A 16157-nucleotide genomic window follows, 5' to 3' on the forward strand; every position below is an offset into this window, starting at 1 on the left:
TATCAGACGATCCGCATCGAATAGTCGGTCGCCTTGACGTCCTTGGTCAGGCTGCCGACCGAGATGCGGTCCACGCCCGTCTGCGCGATGGCGCGCACGGTCTCGTGCGTGATCCCGCCGGATGCTTCCAGCAGGGCGCGCCCGGCGTTCAGCGACACAGCCGCCCGCAGGTCATCCAGCGCAAAATTGTCCAGCAGGACCGAGGCGGCACCGGCATCCAGCGCCTGAGTCAGTTCGTCCAGGCTCTCGACCTCGATCTGCACGGGGACGTCATATGGCAGGGCCTGGGCGGCCTTCAGGGCTGGCGCGATGCCGCCCGCCGCCGCGATGTGGTTTTCCTTGATGAGCACGCCGTCATAGAGCGCCAGCCGCTGGTTGCGGCCGCCGCCCACGCGGACGGCGTATTTCTGCCCCTGCCGCAGGCCTGGCAACGTTTTGCGGGTATCCAGCACGGCGGCCTTGGTGCCGCTGATCAGATCCGCGTAACGGCGCGTTGCGGTCGCCACGCCCGAAAAAAGCTGCAGGAAGTTCAGAGCGGTGCGTTCGGCCGTCAGCAGGGCCCGGGCAGGCCCATGCAGCCGGCAGACAACCGAGCCGGGTTCCATCCAGTCACCCTCGGCATAGGCCCAGTCCAGCAAGATCCGGGAGTCGACCCGATGCATGACAGCTTCGAACCAGGGGGCGCCGCATAGCACGGCGCGCTCGCGCACGATGACGCGCGCGGCTTCGATCTGATCCGCTGGAATCAGCAAGCCGGTGATGTCGCCGGTACCGATGTCCTCGGCCAGCGCGCGGTCGATGTTGGCATCGAAAGAAGCCTGCAGGGCAGGGGGAAAAGGAGCGTGGGGATTGCGTAGGGTGGACGGCGAGAGACTCATGCCGGGCCTACCTGCGAGAACAGCGCCTGTTCCTGTGCCAGATCCGGCCCCGGCTGCACCTTGCGCTTGCGCGCGGCCGCGAAATCCAGCATGCGGTCGATACAGACTTTTGCCTGACGACCCAGCGCGGGATCCAGGTGGATCTCGTTGGTACCGAATTCGAGGGCATCGGCCACACCCTTGAGCGAGTTCATGGCCATCCAGGGGCAATGAGCGCAGCTCTTGCAGGTCGCCGATTCGCCCGCTGTGGGGGCAGCGATGAAGGTTTTGCCGGGGGCCGCCAGCCGCATCTTGTGCAGCAGGCCCTGATCGGTCGCCACGATGAAGGTCGTCGCGGACGATTCGGTGACGGCCGCCAGCAGGCGCGAGGTCGAACCCACGACATCGGCCTGGGAGACGACCGCCGCAGGCGATTCCGGGTGCACCAGGATCAGCGCGTCAGGGTGGTCGCGGCGCATCAGGTCCAGCTCGATGCTCTTGAATTCGTCGTGCACGGTACAGGAACCCTGCCACAGCACCATGTCGGCACCGGTTTGCCGCTGGATGTAGGAGCCCAGGTGGCGGTCGGGTGCCCAGAGGATCTTTTTCCCCTGATTGTGCAGGTCGGCGACGATGTCCAGGCCGATGGAGGACGTGACCATCCAGTCGGCTTGCGCCTTCACTGCGGCGCTGGTGTTGGCGTAGACCACAACGACGCGGTCGGGGTGCTGCGCGCGAAACTGGGCGAAGGCCACCGGGTCGCAGCCCAGATCCAGGGAACAGGTGGCATCCAGATCCGGCATCAGAATGCGTTTTTCCGGACTGAGGATTTTCGCGGTCTCGCCCATGAAGCGCACCCCCGAGACCACCAGGGTATCGGCGGCGTGATCGCGGCCGAAGCGAGCCATTTCCAGCGAATCCGACACGCAGCCGCCAGTTTCCTCGGCCAGGTCTTGGATGTCGGCGTCCACGTAATAGTGCGCGACCAGGACGGCATTGCGCAATTTCAGCAGGCTGCGGACGCGGGTCTTCTGAAAGTCGCGTTCCTCGGAAGACAGGGGGGGATTGACCCGGGCCCAGGCCTCGGCAACGCTCAGCGTTCCGCTGGCCATGTCCGGGCGGTCGAATTCAACGATTCGGTTACCTGAAGGCATGATGAAAGGGGATGAAAATGAAGGATAGATACTGAAATCATACGACAAAGGCACCCCTTGCGCGCTCGCGGGGCGGGCAAGACGCCTGCGACTCGCAAAGTCGGCAGAGATAGGGGTTGGCAATTCGACATCGGGGGCAGCTATAATGCCGCACCCGTCACCGGGGAGTAGCCGACCGCGCGTCAGCGCGGGGCCGATGTCAACACACTTGGTCATCCGACCATGGCATCGGCAGCCGATCCAGGCCTGGCCAGACCGCTGACTGCGTTTCCCGTCGCAAGGGGCCGGCGGGGACGTGGTCGCGTCAGCCCCGGAAATCAACTCCATGAATAATGCGTTTCTCGTGTCGACCGGTGTCGTCGCCCTGGGAGAAATCGGTGACAAAACTCAATTGCTGGCCGTGGTGCTGGCCGCGCGCTATCACCGCCCCGGTTTGATCTGTCTTGGAATTCTGATCGCCACACTGGCCAACCACTTATTGGCGGGCGCGGTCGGACTGGTGGTAGCCGACCTGTTGAATCCGACCACCCTGGAATGGGTGCTGGGTGTCTCGTTTGTGCTGATGGCCGGCTGGCTGCTGATCCCCGACAAACTGGACGAGGACCCAAAGCCTTTGCGCGGACTGGGTGTGCTGAGCACGACGATCGTCATGTTCTTTCTGGCCGAGATGGGCGACAAGACCCAGATCGCCACGATGGCGCTGGCCGCGCGCTATGACAGCATTGCGATGGTGGTCGCGGGCAGCACCCTGGGGCTCATGCTGGCCGACATGCCGGCTGTGTATTTCGGCGCCAAGGCCGCGACCCGGCTGCCGCTGAAACTCGTGCATGGGATTGCGGCCGCTCTGTTTGCGGGGATCGGCCTGCTCTCGCTGGCCAGCGCTGCCGGGTTGATCGGGGCGTGATCGCGCTGCTGATCTTCCTGCTGACGCTGCTGCTGGTCATCTGGCAGCCGCGTGGGCTGGGGATCGGTTGGAGCGCAATGGCTGGCGCGGGGTTGGCGTTGCTATTCGGCGTTGTCCGGCCGGCCGACATACCCGTGGTGTGGCACATCGTCTGGAATGCAACCGGGACCTTCGTCGCCGTCGTTATCATCAGCCTGCTGCTGGATGCGGCGGGATTCTTCGAATGGGCCGCGCTGCACGTCGCACGCCATGGCAGGGGACGGGGGTTGCGGCTGCTGGTACTGATCGTGCTGTTGGGCGGGACCGTGTCGGCGCTGTTCAACAACGATGGCGCCGCCCTGATCCTGACGCCAATCGTCGTGGCCATGCTGGCCGCGCTGCGCTTTTCGGCGAAGGCGACCCTGGCATTCATCATGGCGGCGGGCTTTATTGCGGATGCCGCCAGTGTGCCGCTGGTGGTGTCCAACCTGGTCAACATCGTGACCGCCGATTTCTTTGGCATCGAATTCGCGCGGTATGCATCGATCATGGTGCCGGTCGACCTTGCGATCATCATGGCGGCGCTCGCCGTCCTGGCCTGGGTCTTTCGTCGGCATATTCCTTCGCACTACGACGCGCAGCGTCTGCCGTCCCCGGTAACGGCCATCCGTGACCTGGCGGTTTTCCGGGCCGGCTGGTGGGTTCTAGCCTGGCTGCTGCTCGGGTTTTTCGCCCTGGAACCGCTAGGCATTCCGGTCAGTGCAACCGCGGCCCTTGGGGCGCTGGTCCTGATGGCGGTGGCCGGTCGCGGCCAGCGGATCCCGGTTGCCCGGATCGTGCGCAACGCACCCTGGCAGATTATCGTGTTTTCGCTGGGCATGTACCTGGTCGTGTACGGCCTGCGCCATGCCGGCTTGACTCAGGGGCTGACCCACATTCTGAACTGGCTGGCTGGGCAGGGGGTCTGGGGAGCCGCGCTGGGCACCGGTTTCCTGAGCGCCGGTTTGTCCTCGGTGATGAACAACCTGCCCACGGTTCTCGTCGGCGCTCTGTCGATCGACGCATCGGTCGCTCAGGGACCCGTGCGCGAGGTGATGATCTATGCCCACGTCATCGGCTGCGATCTGGGGCCCAAGCTGACCCCGATCGGTAGCCTGGCCACCCTGATCTGGCTGCATATCCTGCAAGGGAAGGGCATCCGGATCGGCTGGGGACTTTATTGCCGCACCGGGCTGGCGTTGACGCTGCCTATCCTGACAGCGGCCCTGCTGGCGCTGGCGTGGCGGCTGGCGTGAAAGCGTCGGGAATCCCCATCGTCACGTCAGGGACTAGAGGGAATCTCGATGAACTGTCTATACTGGTCATGTGCGAGGCAGATCCTGATCGGGGTATCCGGCCTGTCGGCGGTACCCTTGAAATCAAGAGCGGTCCAGGACTGCGACGCGATATTCGATACCGGGTTCGCCATGACACTATTCAAACTCGAACAACATCCAGCCGTCTATTTTGCGGACTTCGTCCTGTATCCGATCGCCATCGCCGCCGGCTTGGGGGCTTTGCTGCTGCGGGCCAACGGCCCCATCTGGGTCCTGGCATCGGTGGCCATTCTGGGGTTCCTGGGCTGGAGCCTCGTGGAATACATCCTGCATCGCTTCGTGCTGCACGGCGTGCAGCCCTTCAAACGCTGGCACGCGGAACACCACCAGCGCCCCTTTGCACTCATCGGCACGTCCACGGTGGTCAGCATGGCGCTGTTCGTCCTGCTGGTGTTCTGGCCCCTGGCGTTGTTGTCCAATCGCTGGATCGCGCTGGCCGCGACGCTGGGCATCACGTCCGGCTATCTGCTGTATCTGGTCGTGCATCACGCGACGCACCACTGGAAGGCCCGGTCCGGGTCCTGGATGCATGACCGGAAGCGCGACCATGCGCTCCACCACAGGCCGGGCGCGCACGGCTGGTACGGCGTGACGACGACGTTCTGGGACCGTGTGTTCCACACGGACGGGATGACGCACGACCACTGAGCGGATCGGCGCAGCCAACAAGCCGGATGAAATCGGTGATAGAACGGAACACCATGCCCGCGATGGGGGTAGGCCTCACAGGTATATGGTTTTCGGTATCTTTAATAGGAATATTTCATTAATAAAATCATGTGAACACGGCGCTTGAACTTTAGAATAACCAGCAGTCCTTCTCGCGAAAAGACCTCACATAATCCTTCAGGAGACTGCTTTGAAATACCATCATCACGGGTATGTGTCGTGTGACCCGCGCATTCAAGATCCTGCAGGCGTCGGCATCGGTCGCCCGGACGACCTTCCAGACGAAGTCGACGTCCTGATCGTCGGGGCCGGCCCCGCAGGCATGATCGCCGCCGCCCAGCTTTCGCAATTCCCCAACATCGTCACACGCATCGTCGATCGCAGGCCGGGGCGCCTCGAGATCGGTCTGGCCGACGGCATGCAGAAGCGCAGCATCGAGACCTTCGAGGCATTCGGCTTTGCTCAAGAGCTGATGGCGGAAGCCTGCCACGTGACCGAGACCGCGTTCTGGAAGCCGGACCCCCAGAAACCCGAGAACATCGTCCGGGTTTCACGAGTCGACGAAGACCCGCATGATGTCAGCGAATATCCTCATCTGACCGTCAACCATGCCCGGGTGCTGGATTATTTCGCCGAATTCATGGCCAATGCGCCCACGCGCATGCGGCCGGATTACGGGTACGAATTCCAGAGCCTGACCGTGGCGGACGAGGGCGACCATCCGGTCACGGTCAGGCTGCTGCGCACCGCGGGTGATCGAGCCGGGCAAGAGCACGTCGTGCGCGCCCGCTATGTGCTGGGGTCCGATGGGGCCCACAGCGGCGTGCGCAAGGCGATCGGCCGTACGCTGCGTGGCGTATCGTCCAATCACGCCTGGGGCGTCATGGATCTGCTGGCGGATACCGATTTCCCGGACATCCGCACCAAATGCGCGATCCAGTCGGAATCGGATGGCAACATCCTGCTGATCCCCCGCGAAGGCGGCTTTTTGTTTCGCGCGTACGTCGATCTGGGCGACGTCGCACCGGACGATCAGGGCGCCATCCGCAAGACACCCGTCGAGCAGATCATCGCCCGCGCGCAACGGATCTTTCATCCCTACCGGCTGGACGTGCGCCACGTGGCCTGGAGCAGCGTCTACGAAGTGGGCCATCGCCTGTGCGAGCACTTCGACGATGTTCCGCTGGATCAGGTCGGCCAGCGCGAGCCGCGCGTCTTCATCGCCGGGGATGCCAGCCACACCCACAGCGCCAAGGCGGGGCAGGGCACGAACGCCTCGATGCAGGACGGCTTCAATCTGGGCTGGAAGCTCGGTCATGTCCTGGAAGGCCGTAGCCCGGTCAGCCTGCTGTCCACTTATTCCGCCGAGCGCCAGAAAATCGGCCAGGACCTGATCGATCAGGATCTGCGATGGGCGACGCAGATGGCGAAAGCCTCGGAAGCCTTCGCCAGCCATGCCGAATTCGAGCAGGCGTACCTGCGGATCACGGAATTCGCCCAGGGGTTCATGACCCAGTACGGACCGTCCATGATCACTGCATCGGGACGTCATCAGCAGCTGGCCTCGGGCTACCCGATCGGCAAGCGCTTCCGGTCCGCCGAAGTGATGCGGGTGGCCGATGCCAACCGTCTGCATCTCGGGCATGAGGCGAAGGCCGACGGCCGCTGGCGGATCTATGTCTTCGCGGATGCCGCGCGCGCCGGCGAGAATTCCGCAACGACCTCCCTCGGGCGCTGGCTGGACGAATCCGCCGAATCTCCCATCCGGGGCTATACGCCAGCCGGTCAGGATGAAAACGCGTGGTTCGATGTTAAGGTAATCTATCAGCAGGCACATTCTGATGTGGACATCGGGCAGGTTCCTCGGGCGTTCCTGCCGCGCGTCGGACCCTACAAGCTGACCGATCTGGAAAACGTCTACGCGGCGTTGCCGGATCAGGACATCTTCAGTCTGCGCGGCATCGACCGGCAGGGTGCGATCGTGATCGTGCGCCCCGATCAGTATGTTGCCGAGGTACTGCCTCTGAATGCGGTCAACGAACTGAGCGCATTCGTCCAGGCATTTGCCAAGCGACAGCAATAATTTTTCCAACAAGGAGCGAGACAATGCAATTTCACAAAGCCTTGGGCGCGGCTGCCCTCACTCTCGGCGCAGCCGCGCTCGCGCTGCCGGCCCAGGCCAAGGATCTGAAGATCGGCCTGGTGCTGTCGGTATCAGGTCCTTTCGCCGATTATGGTCGTCAGATCCAGAACGGCATTCAGGTCTACATGGCACAGCATGGCGACACCGTGGCGGGCCGCAAAGTCAAGCTGATCGTCAAGGACGACACCGGCATCGCTCCCGCCGTGGCCAAACGCCAAGCCCAGGAACTGCTGATCAAAGACAAGGTCGATATCCTGGCTGGTTTCGATCTGACGCCCAATGCCTTCTCCGTGGCGCCCCTGGCGACGGAGGCCAAGGTCCCCATGGTGGTCATGAACGCGGCCACGTCCTCGGTCACTGAAAAGTCCCCTTATATCGTCCGCACGTCGATGACCCTGCCGCAGAGTTCCTGGGCAATCGCCCAGTGGGCCTACAAAAACGGCATCCATTCGGCCTATGTCATGGTGGCGGATTACGGTCCGGGGCATGACGCGCAACTGCAATTCAAAAAGACCTTCACAGAACTGGGCGGCAAGGTTCTGGGCGAAGTCCGGACCCCCGTCAATACGGCGGATTACTCGCCGTTCCTGCAGCGCGTGAAGGAAACGCATCCGGATGCGCTGTTTTTCTTCGTCCCGCCGGGCAGCTCCATGATCGCGCTGGCGAAGAACTTCCGCGAAATGGGTCTCGACAAGTTGGGCATCAAGGAAATGGGACCTGGCGACATGACGGATGAAAATTCGCTGGCCGCCCTGGGTGACAATGCGCTGGGCATGATCACCGCCTTCCATTATTCGGACGCCCACCCGTCGAAAGAGAACGAAGCGTTCACCACAGCCTATGCCAAGGCCCATCCCCAGGACCGCGCCAACTTCATGTCCGTCGGCGGCTATGACGGCATGCAGCTGATCTACAAAGTGCTGGAAAAAACCGGCGGAGATGCAAGCGGCGATGCCTTCATCGCGGCGGCCAAAGGCCTGAAGTGGGAAAGTCCGCGCGGGCCGGTGCAAATCGATCCAAACACACGTGACATCATCCAGAACGAGTACATCCGCAAGCTGGACCGGGTGAACGGCAAGCTGCAAAACATCGAATTCGCCACCTTCGAAGCAGTCAAGGATCCCGGCAAGTAAGTCGCATGGACCCGTTTTTCTCGATTCCGGGCCGAGATATGGCATGAGCAGCGACTGGACCGACCGCATCCGTCTGCGGCATCTCAGGTTTCTGCTCAGCCTGGCCCAGACCCGCAACCTTAGCCATTCGGCGAGCGTGCTGCACACCACGCAGCCCGCCTTGTCGAAATGGCTCAAGGACCTGGAAAACGACGTCGGCCTGACGCTGTTCGAGCGTCATGCCCGGGGGCTGACCCCGACGGTGCATGGCCGGGAATTGATCGCGCATGCCCGCCGCATCGAAGCGCAACTGGATCGGGCAGCGGCCGATATGGGTATCCTGCGGCAGGGTGGTGCGGGCCATGTGGCCCTGGGCGCGTCGGGCGTTGCGGCGACCGAGGCTGGCCCGCTCGCCATCCTGGAGATGACCGCCCGCATGCCGGATCTGCGGATCGATCTGGTCGAAGGCACCATGGAGGTGCTGCTGACGCGGCTGAGCCAGGGCGATCTGGACATCGTCATCGGCCGCACGATGGAAAATGACGAACGGCTGGCAGGTTTCCACTCGGAACCGCTATACACCGAGCCAGTCGATCTGGCGGTCCGCTACCACCATCCCCTGACCGAGCAACCATCGGTCACCTGGGAAGACGTGCTGCGTTACCGCTGGATCGTCTGGCCTCGGGGATCGCCGATTCGCAAGGCACTAGAGGCCGCCCTGGCCGCGCTCGGGCGCGACCTGCCATCGATCTACATCGAGTCCAATTCGGTCATCGCGAACATCACCTTGCTGAACAACAGCGACCTCATCGGCGTGGCGTCGCACCGTTCCGCGAGGATCCTGTCGGAGATGAATCTGTTGCGCATTCTTCCCCTGCAACTGGAGGGGGTCGGTTCGGTCACGATGTACTGGCGCAGAAACGAGCATCACCCTAGATCGGTGGAACTGGCCATGGAATGCATTCGCGGCGTCGTCCGCGACAGGCCATCCCTCAGTCAGCAGACAGTGCAGCCGGCCGCCGAAGCGCGATAGCACGACCAACCACCATGCGGATCAAAGGCCGGTGGTAGCGAGAGTGCGATCACCACATTGACGGCTGCCGATAGGCGGCCGCAGCCTTTTGTTCGAGCAGCTTGCCCACAGTGCGGCGAGATTTCTGCGATCCGGCTGTTGGGATGCGTGGCGGCAGGCGCGTGAGCCCGGCCATTGCCCGAAGAACTCCTGGCCTGATGCAACACCATCCGCCAAACTGTTGGATGTCTCGCCGCCCCATCCCTTCTATTAAAAGTAAATCTATTTACTTATGATCTTTCCAGCCAGGAAAGTTTCATTCATCATTTCTGCATAAGAACAAGGCATACAAGCGATCTCTAGCGATTTTGACTAAAAATGAGCTTGACTCATAAAATCCTAAGTCATAAGATACGTAAACACATTGACGTATATTGCGATGTGCAATTTACAGCTGATATGACAGCGTGCAACGTATTAAGGGGCGTGGAATGCGCAATTTGAGCGGTAAGACCGTAATCGTGACGGGCGGCGGCGGAGGCATCGGTGGTGCGGCATCACGTCGCTTTGCCGAGGAGGGTGCCAAGGTGGCGGTCTTCGATATGAATCTCGACGCGGCACAAAAAGTCGCCGATGCCATCCGGGAGGCTGGTGGCACCGCCAGGGCATATCGGTGCGACATCACCAATCGCGCCGATGTGGATGCCGCGGTTGCTGCCGCAGGAGCGGAGCTTGGTTCTATCGATGTTCTTGTCAACAATGCGGGTTGGGATATCTTCAAGCCCTTCGTCAAGACGATACCGGCAGAGTGGGACAAGCTGATCGCCATCAATCTGACTGGTGCTCTGCACATGCTGCATGCCGTCCTTCCAGGCATGGCTGAGAGAAAATCCGGTCGCATCGTGAACGTCGCCTCGGACGCCGCGCGTGGCGGATCTTCCGGCGAAGCCGTTTATTCGGCCTGTAAAGGGGGCCTGGTTGCCTTGTCCAAAACATTGGCACGTGAACATGCGCGCCAGGGAATCACCGTGAATGTGGTGTGCCCCGGCCCTACCGACACCGCTTTGCTGGCGGGCGTGGCCGAAGGCGCACGGGACCCGGCCAAGCTGCTGGAGGCTTTTCGCAGCGCTATTCCGTTGGGGCGCCTGGGCCAGCCAGATGACCTGGCGAGCGCAATCGCCTTCTTTGGCAGCGACGACGCAGGTTTCATCACCGGTCAGGTCATTTCCGTATCCGGCGGCCTGACGATGCACGGTTGATCAACGGCTTCCCCCACATCCAATCAACGCTGAAGGAACTCACATGAATTTCGAAGACATCCTGTACGAAGTCCGCAATGGCGTCGCGTGGATCACGATCAATCGCCCGGACAAGATGAACGCCTTTCGCGGCCAGACCTGCGATGAAATCATCAAGGCGCTGAACAAGGCCGGTTACGACCGCGAGGTGGGGGCGATTGTCCTGGCTGGTGCTGGCGATCGCGCCTTTTGCACAGGCGGCGACCAGTCCGCCCACAACGGTAATTATGACGGACGCGGAACCATTGGGCTGCCGATGGAAGAACTGCACACCGCCATCCGTGATGTACCCAAGCCGGTGATCGCCCGTGTGCAGGGTTACGCCATCGGTGGTGGCAACGTGCTGGCCACGATCTGCGACTTGACGATCTGTTCAGAAAAGGCAATTTTTGGCCAGGCGGGCCCAAAGATGGGTTCCGTGGATCCAGGTTATGGCACCGCTTTCCTTGCCCGAGTGGTTGGCGAGAAGAAGGCGCGTGAAATCTGGTACCTGTGCCGCCGTTACTCGGGGGCCGAAGCCGTGGCGATGGGCCTCGCGAACGTGTGCGTACCGCACGATGAGCTCGATGCGGAGGTCCAGAAGTGGGGCGAGGAAATTTGCGAACGCAGTCCGACCGCCATCGCGATCGCCAAGCGCAGCTTCAATATGGACACCGCGCATCAGAGTGGCATCGCGGGAATGGGCATGTATGCGCTCAAGCTGTTCTATGACACCGAAGAATCGCGCGAAGGAGTGAATGCACTGAAGGACAAGCGCAAGCCCGACTTCCGGAAATACGCGAAGTAAGGCGAGGAGCCACGCAATGAACCCGAATCCCTACATTAACGAAGATCTCCAGGCATTGGCTGATGCGGCTCGCCGCTTTGCCGAGGAACGTGTAAAGCCTGGTTTTCTGGAGCGTGACAAATCCCGAAATCTCGATCGCGCCCTGTTGCGCGAGATGGGGGAGCTTGGGTTCATCTGCCCCGAATTGCCCGAACAGTATGGCGGGCTCGGCATGGGTTGCATCGCTGCCGGTGTGATTCATGAGGAGATCGCTCGCGCCGATCTGAGCTTTTCTTACCTCAATTTGCTCGCTTCGCTCAATAGCCAGATCCTTTCCCGGTACGGCAACCCGGAAGTCGTCGGTCCGTGGCTGCAGAAGATTGTTCAGGGCGAGGCTATCTGCGCCATTGCCCTGACGGAGCCACGCGGAGGTTCGGACGCAGCCAATCTGCGGCTGCGCATTGAACACGACGGCGATGACTACGTGATCAACGGGGAAAAGACCTCGATTTCCGCTGCTGACCAGGCCGATATTACCGTCGTGTTCGGCCGCACGGGCAAGCCCGAAGACGGCGCCCATGGCGTGACCGCACTGTTGGTCCCGATGGATACACCGGGCGTGACCACCAACCGTTTCGACTGTCATGGACAGCGTGCGATCGGCCGCGGCTCGATCTTCTTCGAGAACGTGCGTGTCCACGCGAATCATCGCCTCGGGGAGGAAAACAAGGGTTTTGTGCAGGTGATGCATGGTTTCGACTTTTCGCGCTCGCTGATTGGTCTGCAATGCCTTGCGGTCGCGCGCGTGGCATTGCAGGAAACCTGGGAATACATCACCCAGCGCGAGGCCTTCGGCCAGCCTTTGTCGGCGTTCCAGGGTGTCACGCACCCGCTCGCGCAGTTTGACACCGAGGTCGAGGCTGCGCGCCTGCTTTGCTTGCAAGGACTGTGGTTGAAGGACAAGGGCCTGCCGCATTCCGCGGAAGCGGGCATGGCCAAGTGGTGGGGACCCAAACTGGCCTACGACGCCATCCATCAGTGCCTGTTGTGCTTCGGGCATGGTGGTTATGACCGTGGACTGATGGAGCAGCGACTGCGCGACGTGCTCGGTTTCCAGATCGGCGACGGCACTGCGCAGATCATGAAAACCATCATTGCGCGTGCGCGCGCCGGACGCCGATTCGTACCGGCCTGATCTTGTTTTAGCCATCACCAATAAAATAAGGAGACTAGTATGGAATTCGATGCCGTCCTCTTGCCCGCCCGGCGCGCCCGTATGATAGAGCAGGGCTTCTGGCATGACCGCACCATCAATCAGGACCTGGATGCCTGTGTACAGGCCTGCCCCGACAAGCTCGCGCTCGCCGCGTTCGCTGTGGAAAAGAGGACGACAAGACGCTTCACCTACCGGGAAATGGCTGCCATGGCAGACCGGATCGCGGTCGGTCTGTCGCGTCTTGGCGTTGGCAAAAATGATGTCGTCGCGTGCCAATTGCCCAACTGGTGGCAGTTTTCCCTGACCTATCTCGCCTGTTCCCGCATCGGCGCCGTGATGAATCCGCTCATGCATATCTTCCGCGAGCGCGAGTTGAGCTTCATGCTCAAGCACGGAGAAGCCAAGGTCCTTATCACGCCAAAAGTTTTTCGGGGATTCGACTTCGAAAAAATGGTGACAGCGTTGCAGCCAGACCTGCCTGATCTCAAGCATGTGGTGATCGTCGATGGAAGCGGCTCCAACAGTTTCGAGGCGCTGCTGAGCGGCCCTGCCTGGGAGCAGGTACCAGATGCGGCAGAAATCCTGAGTCGCAGCCGCCCCGGGCCGGATGACATCACGCAGCTGATATACACGTCCGGTACGACCGGAGAGTCGAAGGGAGTCACGCATTCGGCGAACTCCCTGATGGCCAACATCATCCCCTATGCCCACCGTCTGCGACTCGGCGCGGAGGACGTGATCCTCATGGCGTCACCCATGTCCCATCAGACCGGCTTCATATACGGCCTGATGATGCCCGTCATGCTCAGAGCAACCGCTATCCTGCAGGACATCTGGGAACCGAAGAGGGCCATCGAAGTGATTCGTGAGGAGCGTTGCTCGTTCACGATGGCCTCAACCCCTTTTCTGACGGATCTCACGCGCACCATATCCGAGACATCGACATCCGTTCCGTCCTTGCGTACGTTCTTATGCGCCGGGGCGCCTATCCCCGGGCCGCTGGTGGAGCAGGCGCGCAGCGTCTTGGGCGCCAAGATCGTCTCTGCATGGGGAATGACCGAGAACGGTGCCGTGACGCTGATTCATCTCGACGATGATGACGAGCGCGCCTTCACCACAGATGGCGTACCGCTGCCCGGTGTTGAGCTGAAGATCATCGATGGTGACGGCAACGTCGCGCCGCCGGGGCAGCCGGGAAGCCTCTTCGTGCGTTCCTGCTCAAACTTTGGCGGTTACCTCAAGCGGCCCCAGTGGAACAATACGGATGCTGATGACTGGTTCGATACGGGCGACATGGCGTGCATGGACGAAGCGGGCTATATCCGTATCACCGGCCGCATCAAGGACGTGATCATTCGCGGCGGCGAAAACATTCCAGTGGTGGAAATCGAGTCCATGCTGTACCGCCATCCGGCTGTCGCCATGGCTGCCGTCGTGGCCTATCCGGACGAGCGGCTCGGAGAGCGGGCCTGCGCGGTGGTTGTTCTCAAGGAGGGGCAATCGCTGGATATGGTGGGCATGGTCGACTACTTTAAGTCGCTCAAGATGGCAATGCAGTACATCCCTGAGCGCCTCCAGATCGTGGATGCCATGCCATCCACGCCGTCCGGAAAAATTCAGAAATTCAAGCTGCGCGAACAGCTGAATCACTCGAAGTGAACCAACTGGCAGTTCGCAGCTAGCGTCCAACGACACAAGGAAACAATCATGCCCGAAGCATTGGTCCGAAGGGAAGCCCGCGGACGGGCAGGTCTTATCACACTCAACCGTCCGAAGCAGCTCAATGCGCTTAACGATGCCGTGATGGATCAGTTGGGCGCGGCGCTGCTTGCCTTAGAGGAAGATGCTGGTATCGGTGCCATCGTCATTGCCGGCGGGACCAAGGCGTTCGCCGCGGGCGCCGACATCGACGTCATGGCGGACTGGTCCTTCATGGACGTCTACCAGACCAACTTCATCACACGCAATTGGGAAACGATCCGGCAGATTCGCAAGCCAGTCATCGCCGCAGTGTCAGGTTATGCGATGGGCGGCGGGTGCGAGCTGGCATTGGCGTGCGATATCGTTATCGCCGCCGGGTCGGCACGGTTCGCACTCCCCGAAATCAAGCTGGCCATGCTGCCGGGCGCAGGAGGTACCCAGCGGCTTCCACGCGCCATCGGCAAGGCGAAGGCCATGGACATGTGCCTGTCGGCGCGCATGCTCGATGCCGCCGAAGCCGACCGCTATGGTCTGGTGTCTCGAGTGGTCCCGGATGCTGAATTGCTTGACCACGCCTTGACACTTGCCAGCCAGATTGCCGCATTCTCCCTGCCTGCGCTCATGGCCATCAAGGAGTCGATCAACCGTGCCTGGGAGAGCCCGCTCAGCGAAGGCATCCTGTTCGAGCGACGAGCACTCTACGAGCGCTTTGCCAGCGATGATGCCCACGAAGGCATGCACGCGTTTCTGGAAAAGCGCACACCCACCTTTCACCATCGTTGATTCACGGACGGCATACCATGGCACTTGACCACGAATCCTTTGACATTCTGCTGCCCGCTATCCAGCGCTTCGTTCGCGAGCGCCTGGTGCCGGCTGAAAACTACCTCGAAGAGCACGACGAGGTTCCGGTCGACATCATCGATGACATGAGGGAAATGGGCCTGTTCGGTTTGACCGTGCCTGAAGAGTACGGCGGCATCGGCCTGTCAGTGAGCCAGGAAATCCTGGTGAACTACGAACTCGGCCGCACCGCCTCAGCGTTTCGGTCGGTCTTCGGAACAAATATCGGTATTGGTTCGCAGGGCATTCTGATGGACGGCACTTCCGAGCAGAAAGCCGCGTACCTGCCCAAGGTGGCCAGCGGCGAACTGATCATGTCGTTCGCTCTGACTGAGCCAGCCGCTGGTACCGATGCGGCTTCCCTCAAGACCAAAGCCGACCTTGAGGGCGACTATTACACGCTCAACGGCACCAAGCGCTTCATTACCAACGCACCGCGCGCGGGCGCCTTCACTCTGATGGCGCGCACCGGGGGCCCGGGTGCCGATGGTATTTCCGCTTTTATTGTCCCGTCCAGCTTGCCTGGCCTGATTCTCGGCAAGATTGACAAGAAAATGGGGCAGCGAGGTACCAAAACCTGCGATGTGATTCTCGAAAATGTGCGTGTACCGGCAGAGAACATCATCGGTGGCGTACCTGGACAGGGGTTCAAGACGGCGATGAAAGTGCTGGATCGCGGCCGCCTCAACATTTCGGCTGTTTCATGCGGTCTGGCTTCGCGCATCATTGACGAATCCCGCCGCTATGCACGCGACCGCAAGCAGTTTGGCAAGGCCATCGGCGAGTTCCAGCTGATTCAGGCCATGCTTGCCGACAGCCAGGCCGAACTGCTCGCGGGCTGGTCGTTGGTGAAAGATGTCGCCCAACGCTTCGATGGCAAGCCGCCTCATGTATCAGACCCCGATATCTCCATGCGCGTCTCGTGTGCCAAGCTGTTCGCCACTGAAATGGTGGGCCGGGTGGCCGATCGCGGGGTGCAAATCCACGGAGGAGCGGGTTACATGAATGAATACCCGGTGGAGCGGTTCTATCGCGATGCCCGTTTGCTGCGTCTCTACGAAGGCACGACGCAAGTTCAGCAACTGATTATCGGTCGTGAGCTGCTTCGCCAGGACTGAGGCACAAGA

14 protein-coding genes and 1 riboswitch are annotated in these 16157 nt (G+C 61.4%); of the genes, 12 read left to right on the top strand and 2 right to left on the bottom strand.

Annotated features, from left to right (window positions below; all coding sequences use genetic code 11):
• Positions 1 to 2 precede the first annotated feature (2 nt).
• Together nadC and nadA are read right to left on the bottom strand one after the other, a co-directional pair.
• Positions 3 to 878 (bottom strand): carboxylating nicotinate-nucleotide diphosphorylase, encoded by an 876-nt coding sequence (gene nadC / locus ABCV34_RS03695; RefSeq protein WP_345797880.1) that lies wholly within the window; start codon positions 876 to 878, stop codon positions 3 to 5.
• Positions 875 to 2011 (bottom strand): quinolinate synthase NadA, encoded by a 1137-nt coding sequence (nadA, locus tag ABCV34_RS03700; RefSeq protein ID WP_345797881.1) that lies wholly within the window; start codon positions 2009 to 2011, stop codon positions 875 to 877. Before nadA ends, nadC begins: the two co-directional genes overlap by 4 nt.
• A gap of 150 nt (positions 2012 to 2161) precedes the next feature.
• Positions 2162 to 2331: riboswitch (yybP-ykoY riboswitch) on the top strand.
• A gap of 5 nt (positions 2332 to 2336) precedes the next feature.
• Between nadA and ABCV34_RS03705 the strand changes: the two genes are divergently transcribed.
• The 12 genes from ABCV34_RS03705 (at position 2337) to ABCV34_RS03760 (ending at position 16148) form a co-directional block, all read left to right on the top strand.
• A complete protein-coding gene (locus tag ABCV34_RS03705) occupies positions 2337 to 2915 on the top strand; it encodes a TMEM165/GDT1 family protein (protein WP_345797882.1) in 579 nt (192 codons plus the stop codon).
• Entirely contained in the window at positions 2912 to 4189 is a 1278-nt protein-coding gene (locus tag ABCV34_RS03710) for an arsenic transporter (protein ID WP_345797883.1), read from the top strand. Before ABCV34_RS03705 ends, ABCV34_RS03710 begins: the two co-directional genes overlap by 4 nt.
• A gap of 171 nt (positions 4190 to 4360) precedes the next feature.
• Positions 4361 to 4918 (top strand): sterol desaturase family protein, encoded by a 558-nt coding sequence (locus ABCV34_RS03715; protein ID WP_345797884.1) that lies wholly within the window; start codon positions 4361 to 4363, stop codon positions 4916 to 4918.
• A gap of 211 nt (positions 4919 to 5129) precedes the next feature.
• The gene (locus ABCV34_RS03720) at positions 5130 to 7022 is read left to right on the top strand and encodes an FAD-dependent monooxygenase (RefSeq protein WP_345797885.1); all 1893 of its coding nucleotides are present in this window, start codon (positions 5130 to 5132) and stop codon (positions 7020 to 7022) included.
• A 23-nt stretch (positions 7023 to 7045) separates the two neighbouring features.
• Positions 7046 to 8215: an ABC transporter substrate-binding protein gene (locus ABCV34_RS03725; RefSeq protein ID WP_345797886.1), complete on the top strand. Its 1170-nt coding sequence runs from the start codon at positions 7046 to 7048 to the stop codon at positions 8213 to 8215.
• A gap of 43 nt (positions 8216 to 8258) precedes the next feature.
• Positions 8259 to 9227, top strand: a complete 969-nt coding sequence (locus tag ABCV34_RS03730; protein ID WP_345797887.1) for a LysR substrate-binding domain-containing protein — start codon at positions 8259 to 8261, stop codon at positions 9225 to 9227.
• A 470-nt stretch (positions 9228 to 9697) separates the two neighbouring features.
• Positions 9698 to 10465 (top strand): 2-hydroxycyclohexanecarboxyl-CoA dehydrogenase, encoded by a 768-nt coding sequence (badH, locus tag ABCV34_RS03735; protein ID WP_345797888.1) that lies wholly within the window; start codon positions 9698 to 9700, stop codon positions 10463 to 10465.
• Positions 10466 to 10508: 43 nt separating this feature from the next.
• Entirely contained in the window at positions 10509 to 11291 is a 783-nt protein-coding gene (gene badI / locus ABCV34_RS03740; protein WP_345797889.1) for a 2-ketocyclohexanecarboxyl-CoA hydrolase, read from the top strand.
• A 16-nt stretch (positions 11292 to 11307) separates the two neighbouring features.
• Positions 11308 to 12465: a cyclohexanecarboxyl-CoA dehydrogenase gene (aliB, locus tag ABCV34_RS03745; protein WP_345797890.1), complete on the top strand. Its 1158-nt coding sequence runs from the start codon at positions 11308 to 11310 to the stop codon at positions 12463 to 12465.
• Between the two features lie 39 nt (positions 12466 to 12504).
• Entirely contained in the window at positions 12505 to 14145 is a 1641-nt protein-coding gene (gene aliA / locus ABCV34_RS03750; RefSeq protein ID WP_345797891.1) for a cyclohexanecarboxylate-CoA ligase, read from the top strand.
• Between the two features lie 48 nt (positions 14146 to 14193).
• Positions 14194 to 14970, top strand: a complete 777-nt coding sequence (locus ABCV34_RS03755; RefSeq protein ID WP_345797892.1) for an enoyl-CoA hydratase — start codon at positions 14194 to 14196, stop codon at positions 14968 to 14970.
• 17 nt (positions 14971 to 14987) lie between these two features.
• Positions 14988 to 16148, top strand: a complete 1161-nt coding sequence (locus tag ABCV34_RS03760) for an acyl-CoA dehydrogenase family protein (RefSeq protein WP_345797893.1) — start codon at positions 14988 to 14990, stop codon at positions 16146 to 16148.
• Positions 16149 to 16157 lie beyond the last annotated feature (9 nt).

This window comes from Castellaniella sp. MT123 (genome assembly GCF_039614765.1).
Classification (GTDB): domain Bacteria; phylum Pseudomonadota; class Gammaproteobacteria; order Burkholderiales; family Burkholderiaceae_B; genus Castellaniella.